This window comes from Enterobacter sp. KBR-315C3_2022, from assembly GCF_041399425.1.
Taxonomy (GTDB): domain Bacteria; phylum Pseudomonadota; class Gammaproteobacteria; order Enterobacterales; family Enterobacteriaceae; genus Enterobacter.
In genome coordinates, this window is record NZ_JBGKEB010000010.1 from 22,699 (window position 1) to 43,808 (window position 21,110).

The window sequence follows — 21,110 nt, forward strand, 5'->3', positions numbered from 1 at the left end:
AAATCTCCCTATAAACTCGCGCTAAATGTTGCGCTGCTGGTTACAGCACTGCCCAGACGTGCCGGATAAACCACGTATTCCCCCTGGTCCCACCCTGCCCGTATAGCCAGGCTTTCAGACGTAATCACTTCAAACTGATAGCGGCGGCAGGTTCGCCCGTACTGCCGGATTATCTGAATCATCAGCTGCGTGTTGTCCGCAATCTGGCTGTCCGTGACGCGCACCATGATCACGTCCCAGTCAATGTCTGGCTGGCGCTCTACCAGCTCCACATAACCAATCCCCAGCCGATCAAAAATATTGATAAACCCTTCCACAGAACCCGCGTCACGGGCATTGATGAAGGCATAGGCCACGCGCTTGCGGTACAGGCTCAGCGGCTCCCCGCTGAACCGGGTGATATCCCGGTCATAGGCAATCAGGTTCAGTACCGGTTCAACACAGGTCAGCGGGTCAAACTGCCTTAGCGGCCACGTTATCCAGCCGTAAACCTCCGCCCAGAACGTCCTGGCCGTTTTCAGTAACGCCAGCGGCTCACCTTTGTTCATCCAGGACGGGAGCGCCATGCTGGCCAGTTTCTTGAGAAAATCAGTCATCTTTCAGGCTCACCGTTAAGGAGTTAAGGCGCGGTACACTCAGATCGCTGGTGATATCCTTCAGCGAAAACTCAATGGAATCCGAATCCGGGAAGGTTTTGTGCACCTCGCGCCCCAGTTGCGAAAACGAAAAACGGGAATATGGCCATGTTTTTTTCACGTCATAATCCGTGTTCTCCCTGAAGGCGCAGCGGATCAGGTTTTCAATCCCTTTCTTCAGCGTGTCCTGCTGTTCCGCTTCAAAGTTGCTCAGGTTCCTGACGTACACCGTCACGCTCAGATCGTGACGGGTTTCCGGCATGGCAAAACATTGCATATCGTCCCCGTGGCCGTGGTGGCCTTGCGTGTTGATATAGTCATTAACCGCTTCAATAAACGGCTCAGACGTTACCCCGCTATCCAGTAACAAATATGCGTTTGCTGTACCTGGACCACGGGGCGCGTCATGCAGAAAGAAGATCCGATCGATACTCAGCCCGGCAACATTGGCAATCATCGAACGATAAACTGCATCCGTGTGATAGTTCCCCACCAGGTTGAACTGGTTCCGGCAGCGCTCGCGCAGCTCGTCATCGCTTTCTTCGTCTGCCCCCGGAACGGTTAGCCAGTCCTCTTCACTGGCCACATGGCTGATACCGTCCACCGCCACGGGCAGAATGCGGTAATAGCCCGGCGCAAGGTTGTACGCGCCGCCCGTTCCGGTGGCTTTGACGTCCAGTAAAGCACTTGCCGTGCCGGACGGGATCACCACATCGGCCACTGTGGCCATGGCATAAACTTTGCCGTTAATCCTTTCAGTCTGGACTACCGTTCCCGCCGTCACGGTGACGGCCTGTTTTGAATCCTCTTTGTAAAAGCGGATCACTCCTTCCGCAGCGCTGGCAGGTTTAGCCGTGACGTTCACCGCCCAGGCCAGCAGACGCAGCATCTGCCCGCCCGCAGTGGCCACAAACATATTGGCCAAAACCACCGACACCAGCGCATCCTTCAGCCACATCACTGGCGCGGTCACAATGGCGGTAATGAGCCGCCAGAACGGAGACATGCGCGACGTGTTTGTGATTAGCCCTTCCTGTGCGGCGATGGCATTGAACCGGGTGCGTACCGCCTCTTCCGTAACGGGCATTCCGCTGGACTTCACCACCTCTTCAAAATCTACCTGCGGCTTTTCCGTCATAGCTCCACCTGCGCCGATATTCCGCCAAAGTCATACGTGCTCGCCGTCACCCATAAGCGCTTCTGGCTTTCCTCACTCACTTCCACCGTGCCTGGCATAATGCGTTCATCCTCTTCAATCAGCAGCTCCAGCTGCGTGAAGATATCCGCGCGTAAAGTCGGGCTACGTTCGCCGATCAGCTGCGTGGCCAGACCGCTTTCCAGAATGCTGTGAATAATGTCCTGCCCGATGCTTTTGCGGTTATTACACAGCACAGGCTCTTTCCCGGTATTCAGAACAAAATTACCGTTTTCAATCAGCAGATCGATGTAAAGCAAATCACTCATGGGTTTAGCTCCTGCCACTCCTGCAACTGTCCCGGTGAAAGCGTTTCTTTCGGATAAATATTCACCGTGTCAATTTTGCGGCTGTTGTCCGTAACAGATTTTGAATTGCTGTTTATGGTTTTACTGATCCCGCCACGCTCAACGCCTTTAAGCTCCCCACCAGTTAAAAGCACGCTGGGGGCAACTGCTGGCGGCGGCTCCGGTAATAACGTATTCCGCGTTAACTGCGGCGTAATATTCACGCCATAATCAACATGTTTTGAATTGAAAGGGATTCCCTTATTTGTTCCCGATCCAGTATCAGTAGCCAGGGCGATATCCACACCCGGTATTTTGTTCAGCTTTTCAATAATCCAGTTGTACGTTCCGGTAAATGAACCTTTCAGGGTGTCCCACAATTTCCCGAACACGTTCCCGATCACGCTGGCCATTTTTTCAAAGGACGCGACAGGGGAATTTATATCAAAGGCGTTAACCACATCGCCCCAGCCCTCAATCACGATCCCGAACATCTCAATGACCGTTTGAATGGAACGATAAACCAGCTCAAACGGAGTCAGAACCATGCCAACCGCCCCCGCCACGACACGACCAAAGGTTTCCCCCGCGCTGGTCACGCCGCCCAGTTTTTCCGCGGTCATTTGCACCGGGGAAAGCAGGTTTCCAAACCAGCCAAACAGCGTTTTCACTCCGTTCCATACCCAGCCTACCGCCGTGGCGATGCCGCTGAACAGCCCTTTAAACGGAGTCAGTGCGCCACTGGCCTGGCTGAAACCACTGATAAAACCGCTGACGAAAGCCTTGATAGGTTGCCAGAACTTAATGACCGCCAGCACCACGCCAGCAATAGCCAGGGCAACGGCCGCAACAGGGGCAATCATCAGTAAAAACGAAGCAGAACCCACGCGGGCGGCAATACTGGCGGCCAGCAGTGCGGCACGCAGCCCCCGTAATCCGGCAGTAAACAGCTGCGTCACGGCGCTACTGGCGAGCATTGCTAGGCGATTGAGTCCCAGCAGTCTGGCCACTGGTGCCAGCACCTTCGTCATGCCCATCATCACAAACGTACTGACGCCCATCACGATATTGGCGATGGCTCCCACCGCGGCAAAGCTCAACAGCGCCAGCGCGGCATAACCCACCACCCGCGCGATATTGGGAAACAGCTGCATCCACCGGGCAAAGGTCTGCCCCATATCTGCCAGGCGATTCAGCAACGGATACAGCACCGGGATCAGCGTCAGGCCAATGACGGTTTTAATGGCCGTCAGGATGGCAATAAAGCGATCCCACGGCTTCACCATTCTGGCCGCCATTTCCTGGGTACGCTTCAGCCCGTCAGCGCCGCCCAGCTCGGTAATATTCCGCTGAAGCAGCGCCACGTTGCCATACAGCTGCTTAACCACCGCCGAACTGTCCCCAAAGGCTTCATCCAGCTCCGCCTGAGCCTTCAGGTTCCCTTCCAGGCTCTTGCCATATTTGCCCTGTAGCTTTGCCAGCATTTCAGGCATGGACAGCATTTTTCCGGTAGCGTCAGTGAAGGACAGCCCCAGCTTTTTAGCACCATCAATCGCGCCCGTCATAAAGCCTTCGTAAGCGCTGCTCGCTTCCGTTCCCAGCGTGCGGCTCAGTTGTCCCAGCACGGCCAGCTGTTCATCCAGCCCCACACCGTAGTTGGTCCCCACGCCGCGCGCGCCTTCCATCAGGTCTTTGATAGTGCCCATTTCCGCGCCGAAGGTTTTGCGCATGTAAACCATCTTTCCGGCCAGCTGTTCAGCGAACTGGACTTTGCCCAGGCGTGCGGCATCAGACGAAAAGTTACCGAACATCTGCCCCATAAATTCCGACGTTTCCGCCGCGGTTGATTTCATGGCAAACGCCAGGACGTTGGCGACTTTGGCCACTTTCGGCAGTTCATTGCCCGTCAGCCCGGCGATGGCCGCATTGATTGTTTCAGTGGACTGAACAAACTCCACCGCGCTGGCTCCGTAGGTCATGCCAAACATGAGCGCATCGCGCCGGACAGTTTTCAGCGCAGAATCGTCGATACCTTTTGCGGCCGCCTCGTTCAGTGCGTCATACATTTCTATGGCCGGGGACAATGCGCCTTTGATGGCCATGCCCGTTCCGGCCAGCGCCAGCACGCCGCCGCCAATCTTCGTAAACGCTGCCGCTGATTTTTCCGCAAAGCCGGTCACATTGTTCTGCACCTGTTTTAAAGGGCGGGACAATTTATCGATCAGGCTTAATGTAAAATCTAACTGTTTCATTCATCGCCTTTAAAAGCAGTGCTTATTCCGTTTGCAACAGCAATACGCATATTTTCCCACTGGCGATTATCCAGCCAGATAGCGGCGGCGATATCATCAATGGAATCTTCCCCATGGGGTAAATAATGGCGGCGCAAAATTAAATACTGTTCGAGTCCGTTTATCTCAATAGTCCGGACTCGCTTTGTCAGTTTTTTACTTCAATTTCCAGCTCAGGCGCGTAAATTTCATTTACCTTGCCAGCCAGCTGCAACGCTGCACCCGGACGTTTTAAAAGCTCGGCCAGCGCGTCTTTACTTTCCGGCTCTACAATACGGATTAAATAACTATGCGCCGGGGCAACCTTGTTATCCATCGCCATTTCATTAATGAATTTGTTATAGGCGGTCTGGTTAGGCGCGAATACAATTTCTTTACCACATACAACCAGGTTAATTTTCTGTTCCATTTAATACACTCTCTCGTTTATTTATTTCATCAATCAGCGCGTTATGACGTGCTGCACACACAGAATATAAATCCTGATATTCAACAGCAGGGGCAGCGATATCCGCCCCGGTATTACCCTTAATGCGCGGAAGATTTTCCGTTGGGCATTTTCGCTTCAGGTTTTCCTGATAAGGTACGTTCGGTATTTTCGACGGTTGCGTTATACATCCGGATAAAATCATCAGACACGCAAACGTTAGTGAATACCGGCTTAAGGATTTCCGTCCTGATTTCCCTCGGTCTGCCACTTTCCAGCGCCTCCAGCTTCTCTTCCAGCCCCCTGGCGGATTCGCTGGCAATCTCCAGCATCGCCCTGCGGGACTTGTTACCCGCAACCTGCGCGGCGGAGTTTATCGCCAGCTCCAGACTGTCACGCCGCCAGTCAGCGGTCAGCCAGCCCCAGACAAACGCCAGCGCAACCACTACCAGCCACTGGCCGTTTGTCATCAGCGCACCCCGTTATGTTCCAGACTGAAATGATTGCCGTCCGGACGGGATTTAAAACGGCCGCCCCACGTACCGCCCAGCGATTCCCAGTATTCACCCAGCGGGAGATAATCAGCGGTGTCCGTTTTGTACTGACCATTTACGAACAGATTAAAATCCACGGCCAGGCGCTGGGTATGCAGACTGTTAGTGATGCCGCTGCCCTTTTTAGCGTTCAGCGCGGCCTGTTCCGGCGTGCGGTACGCCTCGCCAAACGTCAGACGATAGCCGTGGTCTTCAGCCCAGTGGATCAGACTGGCCACCATCACGGTAAACAGCTGCTGCTTTTCACTTAACGTCATAATTTACCTGCCCCCGGTTTAATCCCTTTACGTCTGAGCCACAGTTCAACCCCCTGAAGCCCGGCCAGCCCCAGCGCCGAACCAATCCCCAGCAGCGCCAGCGGGTGTAGTTCCGGAACCAGATACAGCGCCGAACCCGCCGCCACTGAAAGCGCACTCCCGACAATCACGCGCCCGATGGCCAGCCGTGCCGTAACAGGCTCATTGCTGGACAGTAGCTTACCCAGCGCGATAAGCGCCCCCATAACTGCCAGCGTCAGTGCGCCTTTTTCATACTCCTGCATCCCTGCCCCTTAACCGATCAGGTTTTCCGTGGCTTCCGCTTCCAGATACGGAACGCCGTTGATGTTCACGAACTTCGGACTGGTCACAAAATATTTGATTTTGTGCGTGGCCACGCTGCCCCCCTTCGGATCAACATCCAGCAGGTTACTCAGCTGAAGTTTGCAGCCGAACGTCTCCACCTTGACTTCCTCGCTACCCGCTTTGGCATAGAAGAGGAAATCCACTGGCTCAATACCGCGCCATGAACCTGCCGATCGTGCTTTTGCCGTCAGCACACTCAGCACTTTGGAACTGACTTCAATTTCACCTTCTGCGGACACATCCCCGTCAACGTGGCCATCCGGCACGCCACGGGTCTGCGCGGCGGCGCTGTTGTCCGTGATATCGAGAGAAATTTTCTCGATGTGGATCAGATCGCCATCAACGTAAGTATCAAACGACATCCCCGAAATACGTTTACTCATGCGGCGGCCTCCAGGCTGGCATCCAGTAACAGACTAATGGTGATTTGCAGCGGCACTTCCCAGGTACGCACCACAATGTAAATCTCCACCGCCTTTTTGTTTTTCCAGACAATGGTTACATCACCATCCTGCGGAGGCTTCACTTCGCCGGGGAATGAAACCCCGTTGATGTTTGCTGCCGTGGACATTTCGCGCAGTGGCCTGGCAAACAGCGTCTGGTGGGCTGCAATGCTTCCCGGCGTGCTGTTCAGTGATCGGTCTGCGATTTTGCCGATGGCCAGCAGACGCACTCGTCGTGCGGCTTTATCGGCCACGCGCAGCGTTTCGATGGACTGATAATCGCCCCCTTCCGCGTCCAGCGTGCGGCCGTCTGACCAGTAGAACCCGTCATAGTCCGGATACCACATCGGCACGCTGAAGCGCTGCGCCTCAAGCGCCTGAAGCGTGGCAAGTTCCAGCACCGCGCCTGTGCCATCCAGTGGCAGTTCATCGCTGCCCAGGCTGACCAGCGCTCCCGTTTTTACGCGCGCCGGACTGTCCGCCACGGTGACGGCTCGGTTACACAGACGGCCAGCCAGCACGCCCGGTTCATTCCCCCAAAGCCGGGGAACCAGCTGCACCGCTTTTTCCGCAATGCCGTCCTGGAGATTGGACATACGCGCAAGGTAATCCGACTGCCCCTCTTCATCCTGTATTCCCTGCGTGGCCAGAATGAACCATACCCAGCGGCCATATTTGCCGATCAGATCCGCACGCAGCGTTATGGCCTGGTTAATTTCCACCTTTGTGGAAATGTCATTGCTCAGCACCACGCCTTCAACAGAGCACGACACCTGCGCGGCCAGCACCGCTTTAACCCATGCGTCCGGCTCGCTGTCAGCAGCCAGCACATGGACGAACCCCCACCAGTTTTGGCCAGCGTTAGACACTGCCGCCAAAACATCCTTTTTTAACTGGCTGTCAGCCTCACCCAGAAGCGCGTCAAAATCGCTCTGGGTGTTCACAGCCAGGGTCTTGCCTGTATTTTTGGTTCCCGTACCGATAAACAGCACCGTGCGTTCCACCTCGTTGGTTTCACCCAGTAACTGGTTTACCTGGTTAACGGTTACATTTGGCCAGGTCATGTTCTCCCTCTGATATCCTGCGCATTTACATCCCAGCCAAAGCCAATGGCCTGAAGCTGGCGTGCCAGCGCCTTGTTAAAGTCTTCATCACCCATTCCCAGAAATACGCGGGAGGGGAGATCGATAGTCCAGCTTGTTTTAACGGCCTTGCCGCTTAACTTCCGGATAAGCAAGCCCGCCTGTCCGTATGGCATTTCGCTGGTTATTTCCCGGATAGTGGGCTTTTTCCAGCGCTTCCCCCGGCGCACCCGGTAGCCCAGCGCACGTAGTTTCTTTCCCTGCGCAGCGGTGGCCATCTTTCCCGCCTGTGCCTTCCCTGGCTGGCTGGCACGACTCACCCGGACGCGCATGCCGTTTTGCTGCGAATATCCCACCGTGCCAGCGGGTACAGGCGTTTCTCCGTTCCGGTAGCCGCCGCCCTGCAAGTAGATCCGTACGGCCTGAATTTCAGGCATTTCCCGGATATGTAGCAGTTTCGGCATATTGCGCAGCATCTTCCCTTTGCGCTTTGTTTTGCGCCCTGCCCAGGCTCCCCCGTCCGGCGCCTCCTGGTTCCGCACGTTGCGTTTGGCGGCAGCAATCACGCCATATTTGGCCATTCGCCACAGCAGCCGCTGCCGTTTCTTGGGCGGCAGCTCCATGCTGGCCAGCGCCTTTTTCAGCTCCCCCAGCTGGCGCTTGTTAAGCTCCCCTCCGGCAATCACGACACATCGCCTACAGGCGCACCGGATTCATCCACGCCGTAAATCGTTGCCGTCAGTGCCGTCCAGATCTCCGGCTCAACCAGGGACCAGCGCTTTCCCTGCCAGGGGATTAATCCCTTTTCGTCCTCACGGATCACCAGCGCTTCCGCCATGGGAACCGTCAGTACAATATCGGCGGTTTCTTCATCGGCCACCGACACATCCCATTGCGGATCGGCCTCTGTTACCCCGATTTCTTCCAGTAGTTCCCTGTCTGCCTCATCGAGCCAGGCAGCCATCAGCGACATAAGCAGCTGCGGCGGACACAGGCGATACGGGAAACGCTCCCAGCTCAGTACCGCGTCATAGCGGATCACCGCCTGACGGTACTGCCCCAGCCCCAAATCCTTAGCAGCCGGTACGAACTCCATTTCATCAACGACGCTGCCAAAAGCCTTCATCGCACGGGCTGGCACGTTGCTGGTAAAAAACGCCGTCAGGTTTTCAAGCTGTGTCTGGTTCATACCTTCTTCACCGTGGCTCTTTTCAGCCCCTTCATACGGCGGATCACAACAGATGCTTCTGCCAGTAACCCGGCGCGGGTTTCCGTGCTTTCCTGGCCAGGGTGAGAGTCACGCCGCCCAACGGTGGCAAACTCCCCCAACAGGTCCGCTTTTGCCCTGGCAAAAACCGCCTTTGTGTACTGTGCACAGAGGGCGTTTAACTCCCCCATCCTTGCCCCCGGCGCGTCCCCTGCGCTCAGAACGCCTTTTGCCTTCCAGCTGACTTCCACTTTTTCCAGCTCCGCATTCACCTCCGCCACGGCCGCCAGCAGCGCCTGGGCAACGGTGTCCGCGTCAACATCAGCCGGGATCGCTCGCTGTGCCTGAAAGTCCTTCAGGTTCAGGTCTGGCCAGAATCCTTCGTTTTTTAGCGGCTCGTCCTGATAATCAAGCGGCTTTCCACTAAACATGGCTCCCCCGAAAAAATAGGCGGGCTGTCCGGTTTCCACGGCGCAGCTTCACATCGTGTTTCTGCCCTCCACCGCGCCCGCCTGGCGGTTGGTAGTCTTTAACCCTGCGTCAGTTTTCGGATACGTGCGGCGATGGTCTGCCGCTGCGTTTTAACGCCGATTTTCAGGTAATACTGTTCAGCGGTAGCCAGCAGCTGATCGGCTTTCTGAAGTGTTTCCACATCGTCCACACCCGCCGCTGTTTTCTGGCCATCCTCACCGCGCAGCAGCTGCAACCCGGCGAACTTGTACCATTTCGCTGTCACCTGCTCATGCAGCCGCCACCTGGTGGCCACGTTCTCAAACGTGCGTGAAAAATACGGTTCAATGCTTTCCCCGCGCCCCGCAGACTCCTCCGCCCAGGCCAGCATCGTATCGGCCACGAACGTTGGGAAATTGCTGCGCAGCCTTTCCGGCGTGGCCTGTTGCTGGGCAATAGCGATATCTGCCCATTCCAGCGCCTTTTCCAGATCGCCCACGTCAAACAGCCAGATCACGCACCAGGCCATAACCGGATTGGCATACACCTGGTCGCTGGCCAGATACGCTTCCACAGTCGGAACCCATTTCGGCAGCAGCACATTGCGCTTATGCTCAACGCGGTCAGCAATCAGCGGCAGGCTCCGCACCTGTTCCACGTCTGTTTCCAGCGCCTTAATAAGCAGGTGCATGCTTTCCGTGGTGCCAACGGCCAGGCTTTGCTTCAGCTTTTGCTCCATTGCAATGCGCTGGTTATGACGCTGCGCGGGTGAAAGTGACATTGATTAACCCTCCACTGGCTCTGACGGCTTGCCGATTGTCACGGCATTTTCATCAATCGCCGCGTAAAGCTCCGGCTCTTCAATCGCATAGCCTTCATTACGCAGATAGCTGTTTTCGAACTGTTTGCGATCATCTTCAAAGCGCGCTTTACGCTGGCGCGTGTTGCGCTGGGTGTAGATGTGCAGGTTAGAAAGGGGCGTAACCACCATGCGTTTGCCCGGCATGAACGGCGGGATAATCGCCTGACGGCCAGCAATAGTGTTGCCCAGCAGCTGCGCCGCGATTTTCTCCGTTGGGCGATCTGCGGCCTGGAACAGTCTGTACTGTTCAGCAGCCACCAGGTCAGCACCTACCAGCACCACCAGGCGCGGGTCATTGCGGAACTGTGCCGGAATTTTGGCGTTAATCAGATCGGAGGCCATCGCATCCAGCGATTTGTAATCACCCGCCTGATCGAGGACCACTGGATCGGTCATGATTTGCTTGCCGTCCATCATGGTTTTCATGATTTCATGCCAGCCAATATTGACATCTTCGCCATTTGGGTTGGCTTTAGGGTCTGTGGTTTTGGCGCGGTGTGTACCGTTAAAGCCGATACGCAGCATGTCCATGGCAAACGCCTGTGTGCTGAAGGTCTGCACCAGGTTGTAAAACTCGTTTTCTTCCTTCCCGGCGTTCGCCCAGACGGAAAGCAGATCCCAGCGCAGCGCCGCGCAGCTGTCTGTCTCAACCAGTGAGTAAGTATTGCCGTCAACGCCTACCTGGCGGACAAAACGGCCTGTTTCGCTGCGTCCGGTATGGAGAACAGACGCGCCCACGTTGACGACCTGGCCACTCAACTGGTCAACGTCCAGCGTGGTGATCCAGTTCAGGAACTCCACGGACTCCAGCATGGCCAGACGCAGCGCTGTTTCCTGCGGGTCATTTAACGAAAAATAACGTCCAGGGTTTTGCGTGCCAAAATGCTGCGCCAGCCCCGCCGTATAGTTGTCCAGCAAATCCCGCGCACGGTTATTCAGTAACATAAGACTCCCTCGCAATTAAGCGATAATAAAAATGTTTTGCTTATTCGCGTTGCGGTTAATTACAGGTAACTAAATTTACCTGATTTGGCTGGCACCTGACGCTGTTTGCGCTGACCGCCTTTATTACCCAGATCGTTAAATCGGGTAACAATCTCTTTTGCATTATCACGAATAGCGGCAAACTCTTCCGTGTCTACGACTTCGGTGATAGTGTCAACATCGTCCTGCACGGAATTAAGCTGGGTTTCAATTTTACCCACCCGTGCTTCCAGATCGTTCAGCGCACTCGCCAGCGCCTGCAATTTATCATCAGCAGGTGGATCGTCCTGCGGATTTTCATCTTCAAATTTCGGCTGAATACCAAACAATTTCTGCCAGTTTTTCATCTTCCCTTCCTGCGTAATTTTACCGTTGCGGGAAATCACACAACTGTAATATCCCTGTTTATTTAATTTGCGCTGACTAAAGCGCAGCCGTGTCGTTCCTACACTTGCCGGGTTGTCAGTGACAGCCAGCCCCTTCAGATATGTACGATCCCCTCCGCGCCAGTTCAGCTCCGGCTCGACGGAGAAATAAAGCAGCTGGCCTTCATCATTTGCGTAAATCAGGCGCTTATTCGGGCACAGGCTGACATACAGCCGCGCCAGCCCGTCATCACCGTCCTGCCACATCGCTTCCAGCACTTCACCAAAGTTTCCGGCGTAGCGCTCGTGTTCTGGCCAGAGTAAAGCGGCGTAATGGTTAGGGTCATAGGTTTCCCCCATGTCGATAATCCATCGCCGTTCCAGCACGCGTCCATCAACCGTATCGCCTTCAGTAGCAACACACAGCCAGCCAGTTTTTAAATGCGACACATATTTCCCCCTCTGTCGATTAACTGTTTCCCTTGCTGTGGATTTGATTATTGCTAATTAAACGCATCCCCGCATTACGCTTTATTCTGAACAGTTCGGTTATAAGCCATTACCGAACAGCCCCGAATTTACCCCACCGTTTTTTCATCAGCACCACGGCATAATTAAATCTATGGCTAAATACTCAGACGAATTAAAAGGCGTTGTCCGCGCTCTTTACCTGCGCCGCTACACGCCGAAAGAAATTGCATCAGAATTAAATCTGCCGAATGCGCGGATCGTTTACTACTGGGCGGAAAAATATAAATGGGCTGACCTGCTCAGTTTCGAAAGTACAGAGGAGGCAATTGAACGCCGTTACCAGCTGTTAGCCGGGCGTGACAATAAAACGGATCTGGATTTAAAAGAAATGGATTTGCTTATTGCTCACGCCACAAAGCTGCGTGCGCAGAGCAATAAGCATAAAGAAAAGCTGGCCAGTAGCCAGGGAGAACGGCAAGCAGCTGCGCGAGGGGATAACGAAGACGAACCCCGCGGTAAACGCAAGTACAAGAAAAACGATATCTCGTCACTGACTCAGGAAGATTTTGACTCCTGGGCGGACGAACACCTTTTCGAATATCAGAAGCACCTGCGCCGCAACATTGGCCAGCTGGTTAGGAACATCCTGAAGAGTCGCCAGATCGGTGCAACCTGGTACTTTGCGTTTGAGGCGTTCGAAAACGCGGTAATGACGGGCGATCCACAAATTTTCCTGTCCGCGTCCAAAGCCCAGGCGGAGGTGTTCCGGTCTTACATCGTCAACATTGCCGAACAGTATTTCGGTATCACGCTGACCGGGAACCCTATCCGCTTAAGCAACGGCGCAGAGCTGCGCTTCCTGTCTACCAACAAAAACACCGCGCAGTCATACAGTGGCCATCTTTACTGTGATGAATATTTTTGGGTGCCCAACTTCGCAAAACTGAACGAGGTGGCTAGTGCGATGGCCACCCATGACAAATGGCGTACCACCTATTTTTCCACGCCATCGGCCAAAACGCACCAGGCCTACCCGTTCTGGACGGGTGAAGAGTGGAAACAGGGCAGCAAGAAACGCGCAGCCATCAAATTTCCGCTGTTCGATGAAATGCGGGACGGCGGCCGGCTCTGTCCGGATGGCCAGTGGCGCTATGTCATCACCATGGAAGATGCCATTGCGGGTGGCTTCAACCTGGCCAACATTGAGAAGCTGCGCAACCGCTACAACACCGCCACATTCGACATGCTTTATATGTGCGTGTTCGTGGACAGCAAGGATTCCGTTTTCAGCTTTTCCGATCTGGAAGCGTGCGGCGTGGAGGTGGACACCTGGCAGGATCACGACCCGGACGCAAAACGGCCCTTTGGAGACAGGCCAGTATGGGGAGGATTTGACCCGGCACGCAGCGGCGATTTGTCGTGTTTTGTGATTGTCGCCCCGCCGATTTTTGCCGTTGAGAAATTCCGTGTGCTGAAGGTGATTTACTGGAAGGGCATGAACTTCCGCTACCAGGCAAAGCAGATCGAAAAGCTGTTCGACCAGTACAACTTCACGTATCTGGGTGTGGATGTAACAGGGATCGGCCAGGGTGTTTTTGACAACATCCAGCACTTTGCCATGAAGGTTGTTGTGCCGATTCGCTACGACATGAACACAAAAAACCAGCTGGTACTGAAGGCCGCCGATGTGGTGGAAAGCCAGCGTATCGAGTGGGACAAAAACCTGAAGGAAATCCCGGCCAGCTTTATGTCTGTCCGGCGTACCACCACACAGAGCGGTAACGCTATGACCTTTGTTGCGGACCGCACCCAGGACACTGGCCACGCAGAGGCATTCTGGGCAATTACCCACGCCCTGCATAACGAACCACTTAACTATGAAAACAAACCAAAATCCCGCTGGGGTGTAAGGAAACAAGCAGCATGAGCAAAAAGAAACGATTTGTGAAACGCGAGCAGCGCGGCGACAAATCAAAAAAAATGAGCATTATCAGCTTCGGTAAGCCAGAACCGGTACTGACCACCGGAACCGATTACCGGGAAATCTGGTACGACAACGCCGCCGATCACTACACCCAGCCAATTGACCGCCTGGCGCTGGCGCAGCTTATCAATCTGAACGGCCAGCACGGCGGGATTATCCACGCCCGTAAAAACATGGTCACTGCGGACTATCAGGGCGGCGGGCTGACGTTCGACGAGCTGGAAGCCGCTGTGTTTGATTATCTGACTTTCGGGGATATCGCCGTGGCCAAAGTCCGTAACGGCTGGGGTGATGTGATCGGGCTCCAGCCCCTGCCGGGGCTTTACCTCCGCCGACGAAAGGAGCGAGAAAACGCGGAGACTGTGCCAGGGGATTACGTGGTTTTACAGGAAGGCGAGCCGCTGGCATTCTCACCTGAAGATATCATTTTCATCAAGATGTACGACCCGCAGCAGCACATCTATGGACTGCCGGACTACATCGGCGGCGTTCACTCTGCCCTATTGAACAGTGAGGCGGTTATTTTCCGCCGTCGCTACTACCACAACGGCGCACACACGGGCGGCATTCTGTATACCCGTGACCCCAGCATGACGGATGAAATGGAGGAGGAGATCGAACAGCAGCTGCGGGACAGCAAGGGGATCGGCAACTTCTCCACTATCCTGGTGAACATCCCTGGCGGCGACGGTGATGCGATCAAGTTTATTGAGATGGGGGACATTTCGGCCAAAGATGAATTTGCAAGCGTGAAGAACATCAGCGCCCAGGACATTCTGAACGCGCACCGCTTCCCGGCCGGACTAGCGGGTATCGTTCCGCAGAATACTGCTGGGCTGGGCGACCCGGAGAAGGTTGAACGCACCTACAAAAAGAATGAAGTGCTGCCCATTCAGCGCCGCCTGGCGATGGCCATCAACAGCGATCCGGAAATTCCGCGCCATTTACATTTGAATTTTGCTGAAGAAACAACGGTGAAGGGTGCAGCATGATGCAAAAAAGGCTAAAATCCAGGCATTATTTGACAGCCGGAGAATGGAATATGAGAGTCCTGAAGATTGAATGCCCGGAATGCGGCTCTAAGGCTGTGATTCGCAAGACCAACCGAAAACACCGCCAGATCGCAGATATCTACTGCGCCTGTGCTGACGTAGAGTGTGGACACACCTTTGTTATGAATTTGACGTTTTCCCACACTCTTAGCCCCAGCGCTAAAACGGGTGACGCTTTGGTGCAAACTTTGCTGAAAAACCTGTCACCCAATCAGAAGCAAATGGCCCTGGATTTACTGAAAGCTGCACCCGCCGCCTGAAATGCCCCCGCTCCGGGGGTTTTTTACTTCTGAACGTACAACGTCCCGCATTTCTTCCGCTATCTCGCCAATCCACGTCAGAGCAATGGTTTTTTCCTTCGCGCTGATTTCACCCACATGAGCTATTTTGGCCAGTAGTTCAATACGCTCCAGCTTTGCTGAAGCCTCTAAGATATCCATGCAGCCCTCCACAAAATACAACAATACTGTATAAGCATACAGTATACTTAAAAGCACAATATGTGAAATGATAATTCATGCAACTAATTGGTAAGGCACGATTTATCACATACTTACACAGGATTACTGCCAGCCTGGCCATTGTTCGTTTTCCGGACTGTTCCGCTTCTCCTGCAACCGCCCTTCACGGTAAATCAGCGCTGAACGGCCAAATTTAAGCCCGCCGCCCCGCTTCAGAATGTCGATTTCTTCATCCGTTCCGGCAAAGCCTCGCTGGTTCAGTTCCAGTTTTAACCGCCTCCGGGTTCCTCCCTCCGTACAGTTATTGACAGAACTCCTAGGCGGCGCATTCGCGCCGCTAACTGCAACCGCCTGATCGGCGGTTAACTTCGGAACAATCTTCCACTTTGTGAGTCGGGTTAGAATCGGAGAACCTGCACCAACAACCGGAGAGAAAACCCCCTTAACCCGCACGATCTCCTCACCGTATGCGTTAAATTCCTGACCTGTTTCATACCAGGTGCGAGCAATCAGCTCGTCCCTTCTGACAAACGGACCGCCCTGCTCATTGATGTATTTCGCCCAGTCGCCGTTATCCGCTGCATCATGCACGGCAGCAAATTCCACACTTAAGCCCATGGCCGTATCATGATCGGCCATCCGGCGCAGCTCACGCCAGACGGTGACAGGAGCACCACCAACAAACTGAAACTGGCGGATGCGCCAGCATGAAGCCCACGCAGCAGCAGCAGCGGCCGCTTCTTTCATCGGCTTGCCACTTTCGTCGTCCAGCTCTTCATCCAGCGCGTATCCGTCGATATTTTTAGAAATGTATTTGGCCACATAGCCCGTGGCAGACCCTTTTTCCGGATCGATGCTTTCAGCATGGAAGCGGGCTTTTCTCGCTTTGGCGGTGATCAGCTCCGCATGGTCTTCATCCATCGCGTAATCGCGCAAAATTCCACGCACCTGCTCAACCTCTTCAGGGCGCATAAACAGAAGCATATGCCAGTGCGGCGTTCCATCGTGATGCGGCTCAGCAACCCTGATCCCGAACACACGCAAATCATTACGGTGCAGCTTTGCCCGTATCCGCCCCCAGACTTTACGCAAATAGACCTGCGTATCGGCCGGGCTGCTCCCGTCCCATTTACGGTTACGGTGACCATGAATAGTGGTGGCGTGATATTTGGATGGCGCGGTGATGGTGTAGAACTCCCCCACATAGCCCAGCTCATTACAGATATTTTCAAAGCCACGGATGCGCACCATCATTTCAGTACGACGAATGGCCGGGTTAGCCACGCTGCCCCAGTATTTGTCTATCAGGCTGATTCGGTTGCCGAATTCATCCTCAAGCTCCATCGACTTCAGGAATTCCCGGGTGCGGCGCTTCTGCTCTTTCCAGTCACGGATAAGCTGTTTGCTGGCGTAAGTGCTGGCCTTTTTGCTGACGTGATTCAGGGCAATATGCAAATGCTCGCGCCACTCAGACGCATGGCGGCGCAAGCGACGCGCCCACCACTGATCAGACATCATTTTGGCAAGCGATGCGGCGGCCTTTGTCTCCTCGAAGCAACGACGCATTAACTTTTCAAAGTCTGGCGCTGACTGGCGGAATGCTTTGGCAATTGCCGAGGCACGAACATAAAGTGCGTGCAGTAATTTCAGCGCACCGGCTTCCGGCATTTCATCGTTGATGCTGCTGATTTCCATAGTGATGAACGTCACGACATCCTGCGCCAGCAGATCAATATCTTCCTTCGACATATCAGGAAGCTGATTAAAACGGTGCATCAGTCGAACGTTGTCAGCGGTCATTTTGCCAATGTGGTAACGCTCAGAAACGATGTTAACGCGTGGGAGAATTCGCTCCAGAAAGGTTTTGGCCAAAAAGGCGTTGGCACGCTTTATTCCCTGCTCTTTCTCCAGTTTGCTGGCCGCCGCGTTTACCGACATACGAACAATCACAGATTGCTTTTGTAGCAAATCCTGAGCGCACGCTAACGCCGCATTATCCCGATCACGTTGCTTTAATTCTTCGTATGTTGGGAACGGGCTTTCGATTGCCTGTCGCGGCGCGTTCCAGGCGTATGCCCACTGTTTGATCGCCGATGCGCTTTCCGATAGGTTAGGCATAAACCCTCCTGACCATATGGAAAACCACATGAAGCACCGTTACACCCGAGATTGTCCACGCCCAGATTATGATGAAACGATCACGAAATGGCTGAACACGCTTGATATTGATGACGGAATGATGAGCTATCCTGTGGCTATTTATCACGACGGGTACATTTACCGCGTGATTACAGGCCACGGAATGAGTGAATATGTTTCTATCCGTAATTTTTTGGGTGAGATTGGACTGATCAACCTTATAGATGATACGGCCACATTCCGGGGTTATGATGCCGTGATGGCCATTCCAGATGTAAAAGCAGCAATGGCTAAAGGCGTATTCAGGATGGCTGACATCCCCAAAAATACCCCTCCAGCTAAGTAAGTAAATACGATACACAACTTCATGCCGCCAGATATCGGCGGCATGATGTTGGCCAGCAAGAAACAGATCAGCCACGATTAACCCACTTCTTCCAGGCATTAATCATGTAAGCAGCGGCACAAACCGCCACCAGTACAGGCCAGACGAGGGAAGAGATAGCGAGCAAAATAAAGTCTGCATCATCTGAAGTCTCCGCGTCCCGGCGCTCTTCCCAGGAAAAGAAGATGAAAGCCGCAAATACCGTCATCGCATACAGCCCGGTCATGGGTTCAGTCATCATTTCGCCACCACCCCAGCGCTGGAGGCTGTGGAAACTGGTGATTTCAGGATCAGCTCTACGGCAGATTTCTGGCTTGCAGCTGCGGCACCAACACTGCGTGGCGCTTTGACTTTCATCGCCTCAAACCCGGCGTAAAGGTAATGCACCATTTCCAGATCGCTGTTTGACGCAACAACACTCACGCCCTTTTCAGCGAGACGGCGCAGCTTTCTGGCCAGCCGCCCCTGATCAAGATGTGAAAAGCCGCTTTCAGTGTATGAGGTGAAATTTCCTGATTCCGTCAGGTATGGCGGATCGCAATAGACCACATCCCCGGCACGAACCAGCGCAAGCGTTTCGGAGTAATGCGCAGTGATGAACGTTGCACGCTTTGCCTTTTCAGCAAATGCCCGGACTTCTTTAAGCGGGAAATAGTTTTTCTTGTACTTCCCGAACGGGACATTGAACTGGCCACGGCGGTTGTAACGGCAAAGCCCGTTAAAGCCATGGCGGTTCAGGTACATGAAACGGGCAGCAGCTTCAACGCTTTCAGCCCCAAGCGCCTTTCCCGACAAATTAAACGCGTCCCGGACGGCATAGTAAAAAATAGCGCGGCTCTCCTGTTCACCTAACGCCCCGGCAGAAAACAGGGTTTCAAGCTCCACAAGAAATGCGTCGGTATGGTAGGCCATCGCCTTATACAGATTGACTAAATCCGGGTTCAGATCAGCGATCAGGTATTCGTCATAGTCCGTATTCATCATGACGGCGCACGAACCCGCGAACGGTTCAACCAGGCGCCTACCTTCCGGCAAGTGGCGACGCAGCTGCGGCATAAGGCGGACTTTACTGCCAACCCATTTAAGAGGGGTTTTTACTGCCATGCTGCACCGCCTTTACTGCAAATGGCCGCAGCCTCTTCACGGATCAGCTCAACGATTTCGGCAGCGCTTAAACCTTCGTTAGCTGCATACGCGGCCAGCTTATCCAGACGAGCAGAACACAGATCGGCGGAGGCCGCTTTACCTTCCTCAGTAGCTTTTGCCAGCATTGCCAGCAGGTCAGTACCGGATTGGTTGACGGGTAAAAACATGCGTGTTGTTTGCATTTTGGTTTCCTCAGGGCAAAAGAATCCCCGGCCACCGCAGGGATGGCCAAAAATTCAGGCAGTTAATTAGTGGAAAGAGACGGTAACGGGCGCGGCTGAGTAGCTCGGCGCGGGTATCTGGTGCAGCTCGTAGGTGTTGCGCCACCATTCCTGGATCAGCGCCTTAACTTCCCCGGCGCCCAATGACCCTGCGATGTAATACATGGAACGAATGCTTGCCAGCGCTTCAACCTGTTGGTACAGGCTTTCCGCTTCACGATAGACACAGCACCAGTACGCAACATTCACGGCCAGCCAGTGCCGTTTGTTAGTCATGTGCTCGGTGTCGTTAAAGAAAAACGGATGTAAGGCCACACGGCCATTTTTAACGGTGCTTTTCTCAAGAAAGAGAATGGCGTAATTGTGTGGAACACCCCACGCAGCCAGCTCCTGTCCCAGTTCTTTGGCGTTTACAGAGATAATGGACATTAATGATTCTCCTGCTGTTGCATCTTATGAACGATATGAGGCGCGATAATCATCTGCACGCCATTACTGCTGTGGATCGGATGAGCCTTTTTCACCTGGCGGTTAGCGCTGCGCTTTGAAAAATCGCTGTCGCTCAGACTCCCGAACCCTTCAAACGTCAGACGCGCCCTGGATATGCCCTGACGCAGCTGAATCATTGCCCGGTAGTCCAGGCGTTCGAATAACTCTGACCAGTAGCATTTGCTCAGATGGGCTTTGAAAACGTCCATTCCGGAAGCTACTGCGGCCGCATGTAAAACAACCCCGCGCCATTCTGGTGTTAATTTGTCCCACCATTCGGCGGCTTCGCTTTTCTCACTCCAGTATTTACGGCGGATATTCCCAAGCCACTTAAGGCCAATTTCCTGCTGCTTTTCGCTAATGGCCATAACGCCCCCTGATAATCCCGAACAAACGAAACCACCATGGACGACGAGACGAGCGGGCACTGAATTTGTACTGGTGGCCAGGGTTCCAGCGCTGGCCATTTGGCAGTTCAAGCCAACCAGTTGATCCGCTGGCCAGCTGCATGGCCGGAGATTCTTTTTTCAGATAGGTAACGAACGCTTTCATGGTTATCCCTCACATCATGCTGCTGGCGCTGGTAGTCACGATATCGACGGCAGCAGCAAGAACCGGCGCAGACTGGAGGCGGCTTTCAACGGTGTAAGCCAGGACGGAAAGGGAACGGATTGCATCACGGGCACGATCAAGAATTTGTGTGCGGCGTGCGGCGGTCATGTGCTCAGTTGAAACGGCTTCCCCAGCGATCGCACCCACGTTTGCGGTGGCGCTTAATGCGCAAAACTGCATGTTCGCTTCAGTGGCGTTATTGACCGGAACGGACGGGAGGCAGTTAATCTGCCCTAGCATCCCATCCAGTAAACGCGCATCTTCGGTGTAATCGGTAATAGCCAGTAGCTCGTCACAGGTCAGGCGATGCGGTTGCATCGGGTTCAATTTATTGCGCAGGATCTGCGGACGCATACCAACGGCAGCGGCGACATCCTCCAGATTGTGCGAAAGCGCAAACGCTCGGCAAGCAGCATCAAAGTGAGCATGTTTAGAAGTCTGATAATCAAACATTGTTAGCTCCTCCCTAATCCGTACGATGAATTACGCGTTAAGCGAAACATCACATTCGCTTAACGCCATTACGGTTAAGGCGGCCATGTTCACTTCAACCAGCCCTTTTTTCTGTGCTCCTTTAGGCTTGATAGGAAGTTTTCCGTATGAAATCAGGTTCTCAGCAGTGCTTTTGGACATGCCTGTACGACGGCAATACTCATCAAGCGGGATGTATGGATCAGGGATCACGATTGTAATGTTGGGACGCATAATGCAAACTCCTCAGGTTGTGGATACGCCAATATCCACC

General features: G+C 54.0%; 31 protein-coding genes. 4 read left to right on the plus strand and 27 right to left on the minus strand.

Translation table 11 applies throughout. The features are described from left to right. Positions 1–8: 8 nt before the first annotated feature. From AB8804_RS12310 to AB8804_RS12390, 17 genes are all read right to left on the minus strand, one after another. Positions 9–596: a hypothetical protein gene (locus AB8804_RS12310; protein WP_371186487.1), complete on the minus strand. Its 588-nt coding sequence runs from the start codon at positions 594–596 to the stop codon at positions 9–11. After that, entirely contained in the window at positions 589–1,773 is a 1,185-nt protein-coding gene (locus AB8804_RS12315) for a baseplate J/gp47 family protein (protein ID WP_371186490.1), read from the minus strand. Before AB8804_RS12315 ends, AB8804_RS12310 begins: the two co-directional genes overlap by 8 nt. After that, positions 1,770–2,099, minus strand: coding sequence for a DUF2590 family protein (locus AB8804_RS12320; protein WP_371186492.1), 330 nt, complete (start codon positions 2,097–2,099; stop codon positions 1,770–1,772). Before AB8804_RS12320 ends, AB8804_RS12315 begins: the two co-directional genes overlap by 4 nt. Beyond that, positions 2,096–4,369: a phage tail tape measure protein gene (locus tag AB8804_RS12325; RefSeq protein ID WP_371186494.1), complete on the minus strand. Its 2,274-nt coding sequence runs from the start codon at positions 4,367–4,369 to the stop codon at positions 2,096–2,098. The genes AB8804_RS12320 and AB8804_RS12325 overlap by 4 nt, the downstream gene beginning before the upstream one ends. Further along, positions 4,366–4,506: a hypothetical protein gene (locus AB8804_RS12330; protein WP_371186496.1), complete on the minus strand. Its 141-nt coding sequence runs from the start codon at positions 4,504–4,506 to the stop codon at positions 4,366–4,368. Before AB8804_RS12330 ends, AB8804_RS12325 begins: the two co-directional genes overlap by 4 nt. Before the next feature lie 50 nt (positions 4,507–4,556). After that, positions 4,557–4,817, minus strand: a complete 261-nt coding sequence (locus AB8804_RS12335) for a putative phage tail assembly chaperone (protein ID WP_126817091.1) — start codon at positions 4,815–4,817, stop codon at positions 4,557–4,559. Positions 4,818–4,936: 119 nt separating this feature from the next. Further along, positions 4,937–5,305, minus strand: coding sequence for a hypothetical protein (locus tag AB8804_RS12340; protein WP_371186498.1), 369 nt, complete (start codon positions 5,303–5,305; stop codon positions 4,937–4,939). Further along, positions 5,305–5,646, minus strand: a complete 342-nt coding sequence (locus tag AB8804_RS12345; RefSeq protein WP_371186500.1) for a M15 family metallopeptidase — start codon at positions 5,644–5,646, stop codon at positions 5,305–5,307. The genes AB8804_RS12340 and AB8804_RS12345 overlap by 1 nt, the downstream gene beginning before the upstream one ends. Beyond that, complete coding sequence (locus tag AB8804_RS12350) at positions 5,643–5,930, minus strand: phage holin family protein (RefSeq protein WP_371186502.1); 288 nt, start codon at positions 5,928–5,930, stop codon at positions 5,643–5,645. Before AB8804_RS12350 ends, AB8804_RS12345 begins: the two co-directional genes overlap by 4 nt. Positions 5,931–5,939: 9 nt before the next feature. Beyond that, positions 5,940–6,395: a phage protein gene (locus AB8804_RS12355; protein WP_297118885.1), complete on the minus strand. Its 456-nt coding sequence runs from the start codon at positions 6,393–6,395 to the stop codon at positions 5,940–5,942. Next, the gene (locus AB8804_RS12360; protein ID WP_371186505.1) at positions 6,392–7,519 is read right to left on the minus strand and encodes a DUF2586 domain-containing protein; all 1,128 of its coding nucleotides are present in this window, start codon (positions 7,517–7,519) and stop codon (positions 6,392–6,394) included. The genes AB8804_RS12355 and AB8804_RS12360 overlap by 4 nt, the downstream gene beginning before the upstream one ends. Then, complete coding sequence (locus tag AB8804_RS12365) at positions 7,516–8,223, minus strand: hypothetical protein (RefSeq protein ID WP_297118889.1); 708 nt, start codon at positions 8,221–8,223, stop codon at positions 7,516–7,518. The genes AB8804_RS12360 and AB8804_RS12365 overlap by 4 nt, the downstream gene beginning before the upstream one ends. Continuing rightward, a complete protein-coding gene (locus tag AB8804_RS12370) occupies positions 8,220–8,726 on the minus strand; it encodes a phage tail protein (RefSeq protein WP_371186508.1) in 507 nt (168 codons plus the stop codon). The genes AB8804_RS12365 and AB8804_RS12370 overlap by 4 nt, the downstream gene beginning before the upstream one ends. After that, positions 8,723–9,175, minus strand: a complete 453-nt coding sequence (locus AB8804_RS12375; protein ID WP_371186510.1) for a head completion/stabilization protein — start codon at positions 9,173–9,175, stop codon at positions 8,723–8,725. The genes AB8804_RS12370 and AB8804_RS12375 overlap by 4 nt, the downstream gene beginning before the upstream one ends. A 98-nt stretch (positions 9,176–9,273) precedes the next feature. After that, positions 9,274–9,975, minus strand: coding sequence for a phage terminase small subunit (gpM, locus tag AB8804_RS12380; RefSeq protein WP_371186512.1), 702 nt, complete (start codon positions 9,973–9,975; stop codon positions 9,274–9,276). Positions 9,976–9,978: 3 nt separating this feature from the next. Further along, positions 9,979–11,001 (minus strand): phage major capsid protein, P2 family, encoded by a 1,023-nt coding sequence (locus AB8804_RS12385; protein ID WP_297118898.1) that lies wholly within the window; start codon positions 10,999–11,001, stop codon positions 9,979–9,981. A gap of 59 nt (positions 11,002–11,060) precedes the next feature. After that, positions 11,061–11,855, minus strand: coding sequence for a GPO family capsid scaffolding protein (locus tag AB8804_RS12390; protein WP_371186514.1), 795 nt, complete (start codon positions 11,853–11,855; stop codon positions 11,061–11,063). Positions 11,856–12,027: 172 nt separating this feature from the next. Here AB8804_RS12390 and AB8804_RS12395 point away from each other — a divergent pair, with 172 nt between their 5' ends. The 3 genes from AB8804_RS12395 to AB8804_RS12405 are packed head-to-tail and all read left to right on the plus strand — an operon-like array spanning position 12,028 to position 15,172. Further along, a complete protein-coding gene (locus tag AB8804_RS12395; protein ID WP_371186516.1) occupies positions 12,028–13,803 on the plus strand; it encodes a terminase large subunit domain-containing protein in 1,776 nt (591 codons plus the stop codon). After that, positions 13,800–14,852, plus strand: a complete 1,053-nt coding sequence (locus AB8804_RS12400) for a phage portal protein (RefSeq protein WP_371186518.1) — start codon at positions 13,800–13,802, stop codon at positions 14,850–14,852. The genes AB8804_RS12395 and AB8804_RS12400 overlap by 4 nt, the downstream gene beginning before the upstream one ends. Further along, positions 14,849–15,172, plus strand: coding sequence for an ogr/Delta-like zinc finger family protein (locus AB8804_RS12405; protein WP_047362326.1), 324 nt, complete (start codon positions 14,849–14,851; stop codon positions 15,170–15,172). Before AB8804_RS12400 ends, AB8804_RS12405 begins: the two co-directional genes overlap by 4 nt. Here AB8804_RS12405 and AB8804_RS12410 read toward each other — a convergent pair. Both AB8804_RS12410 and AB8804_RS12415 read right to left on the minus strand, forming a co-directional pair. Beyond that, positions 15,146–15,352 carry a hypothetical protein gene (locus AB8804_RS12410; RefSeq protein WP_371186521.1) on the minus strand — a complete coding sequence of 69 codons (207 nt, stop codon included), beginning with the start codon at positions 15,350–15,352 and terminating at the stop codon, positions 15,146–15,148. The two genes, AB8804_RS12405 and AB8804_RS12410, sit on opposite strands and share 27 nt — an antisense overlap. A gap of 123 nt (positions 15,353–15,475) precedes the next feature. Beyond that, the gene (locus AB8804_RS12415) at positions 15,476–17,491 is read right to left on the minus strand and encodes a replication endonuclease (RefSeq protein ID WP_371186523.1); all 2,016 of its coding nucleotides are present in this window, start codon (positions 17,489–17,491) and stop codon (positions 15,476–15,478) included. A gap of 28 nt (positions 17,492–17,519) precedes the next feature. Here AB8804_RS12415 and AB8804_RS12420 point away from each other — a divergent pair, with 28 nt between their 5' ends. After that, on the plus strand, positions 17,520–17,858 hold the full coding sequence (locus AB8804_RS12420) for a hypothetical protein (RefSeq protein WP_193360722.1): 339 nt from the start codon (positions 17,520–17,522) through the stop codon (positions 17,856–17,858). A gap of 67 nt (positions 17,859–17,925) precedes the next feature. On the opposite strand, the gene AB8804_RS12425 is transcribed toward AB8804_RS12420, so the two are convergent. The 8 genes from AB8804_RS12425 to AB8804_RS12460 form a co-directional block, all read right to left on the minus strand. After that, positions 17,926–18,138 (minus strand): hypothetical protein, encoded by a 213-nt coding sequence (locus AB8804_RS12425; RefSeq protein ID WP_371186526.1) that lies wholly within the window; start codon positions 18,136–18,138, stop codon positions 17,926–17,928. Continuing rightward, complete coding sequence (locus tag AB8804_RS12430; protein ID WP_371186528.1) at positions 18,135–19,001, minus strand: DNA adenine methylase; 867 nt, start codon at positions 18,999–19,001, stop codon at positions 18,135–18,137. Before AB8804_RS12430 ends, AB8804_RS12425 begins: the two co-directional genes overlap by 4 nt. Then, positions 18,992–19,225 carry a DUF2732 family protein gene (locus tag AB8804_RS12435; protein WP_013097407.1) on the minus strand — a complete coding sequence of 78 codons (234 nt, stop codon included), beginning with the start codon at positions 19,223–19,225 and terminating at the stop codon, positions 18,992–18,994. The genes AB8804_RS12430 and AB8804_RS12435 overlap by 10 nt, the downstream gene beginning before the upstream one ends. Positions 19,226–19,291: 66 nt before the next feature. Then, entirely contained in the window at positions 19,292–19,693 is a 402-nt protein-coding gene (locus AB8804_RS12440) for a hypothetical protein (RefSeq protein WP_058656533.1), read from the minus strand. Continuing rightward, positions 19,693–20,121 carry a hypothetical protein gene (locus tag AB8804_RS12445; protein ID WP_013097409.1) on the minus strand — a complete coding sequence of 143 codons (429 nt, stop codon included), beginning with the start codon at positions 20,119–20,121 and terminating at the stop codon, positions 19,693–19,695. The genes AB8804_RS12440 and AB8804_RS12445 overlap by 1 nt, the downstream gene beginning before the upstream one ends. Continuing rightward, positions 20,111–20,305: a phage filamentation protein Fil family protein gene (locus tag AB8804_RS12450; RefSeq protein WP_039268751.1), complete on the minus strand. Its 195-nt coding sequence runs from the start codon at positions 20,303–20,305 to the stop codon at positions 20,111–20,113. Before AB8804_RS12450 ends, AB8804_RS12445 begins: the two co-directional genes overlap by 11 nt. 9 nt (positions 20,306–20,314) lie before the next feature. After that, positions 20,315–20,818 (minus strand): phage regulatory CII family protein, encoded by a 504-nt coding sequence (locus AB8804_RS12455; RefSeq protein WP_371186532.1) that lies wholly within the window; start codon positions 20,816–20,818, stop codon positions 20,315–20,317. 30 nt (positions 20,819–20,848) lie between these two features. Then, entirely contained in the window at positions 20,849–21,070 is a 222-nt protein-coding gene (locus AB8804_RS12460; protein ID WP_023136170.1) for an AlpA family transcriptional regulator, read from the minus strand. Between the last annotated feature and the right edge of the window lie 40 nt (positions 21,071–21,110).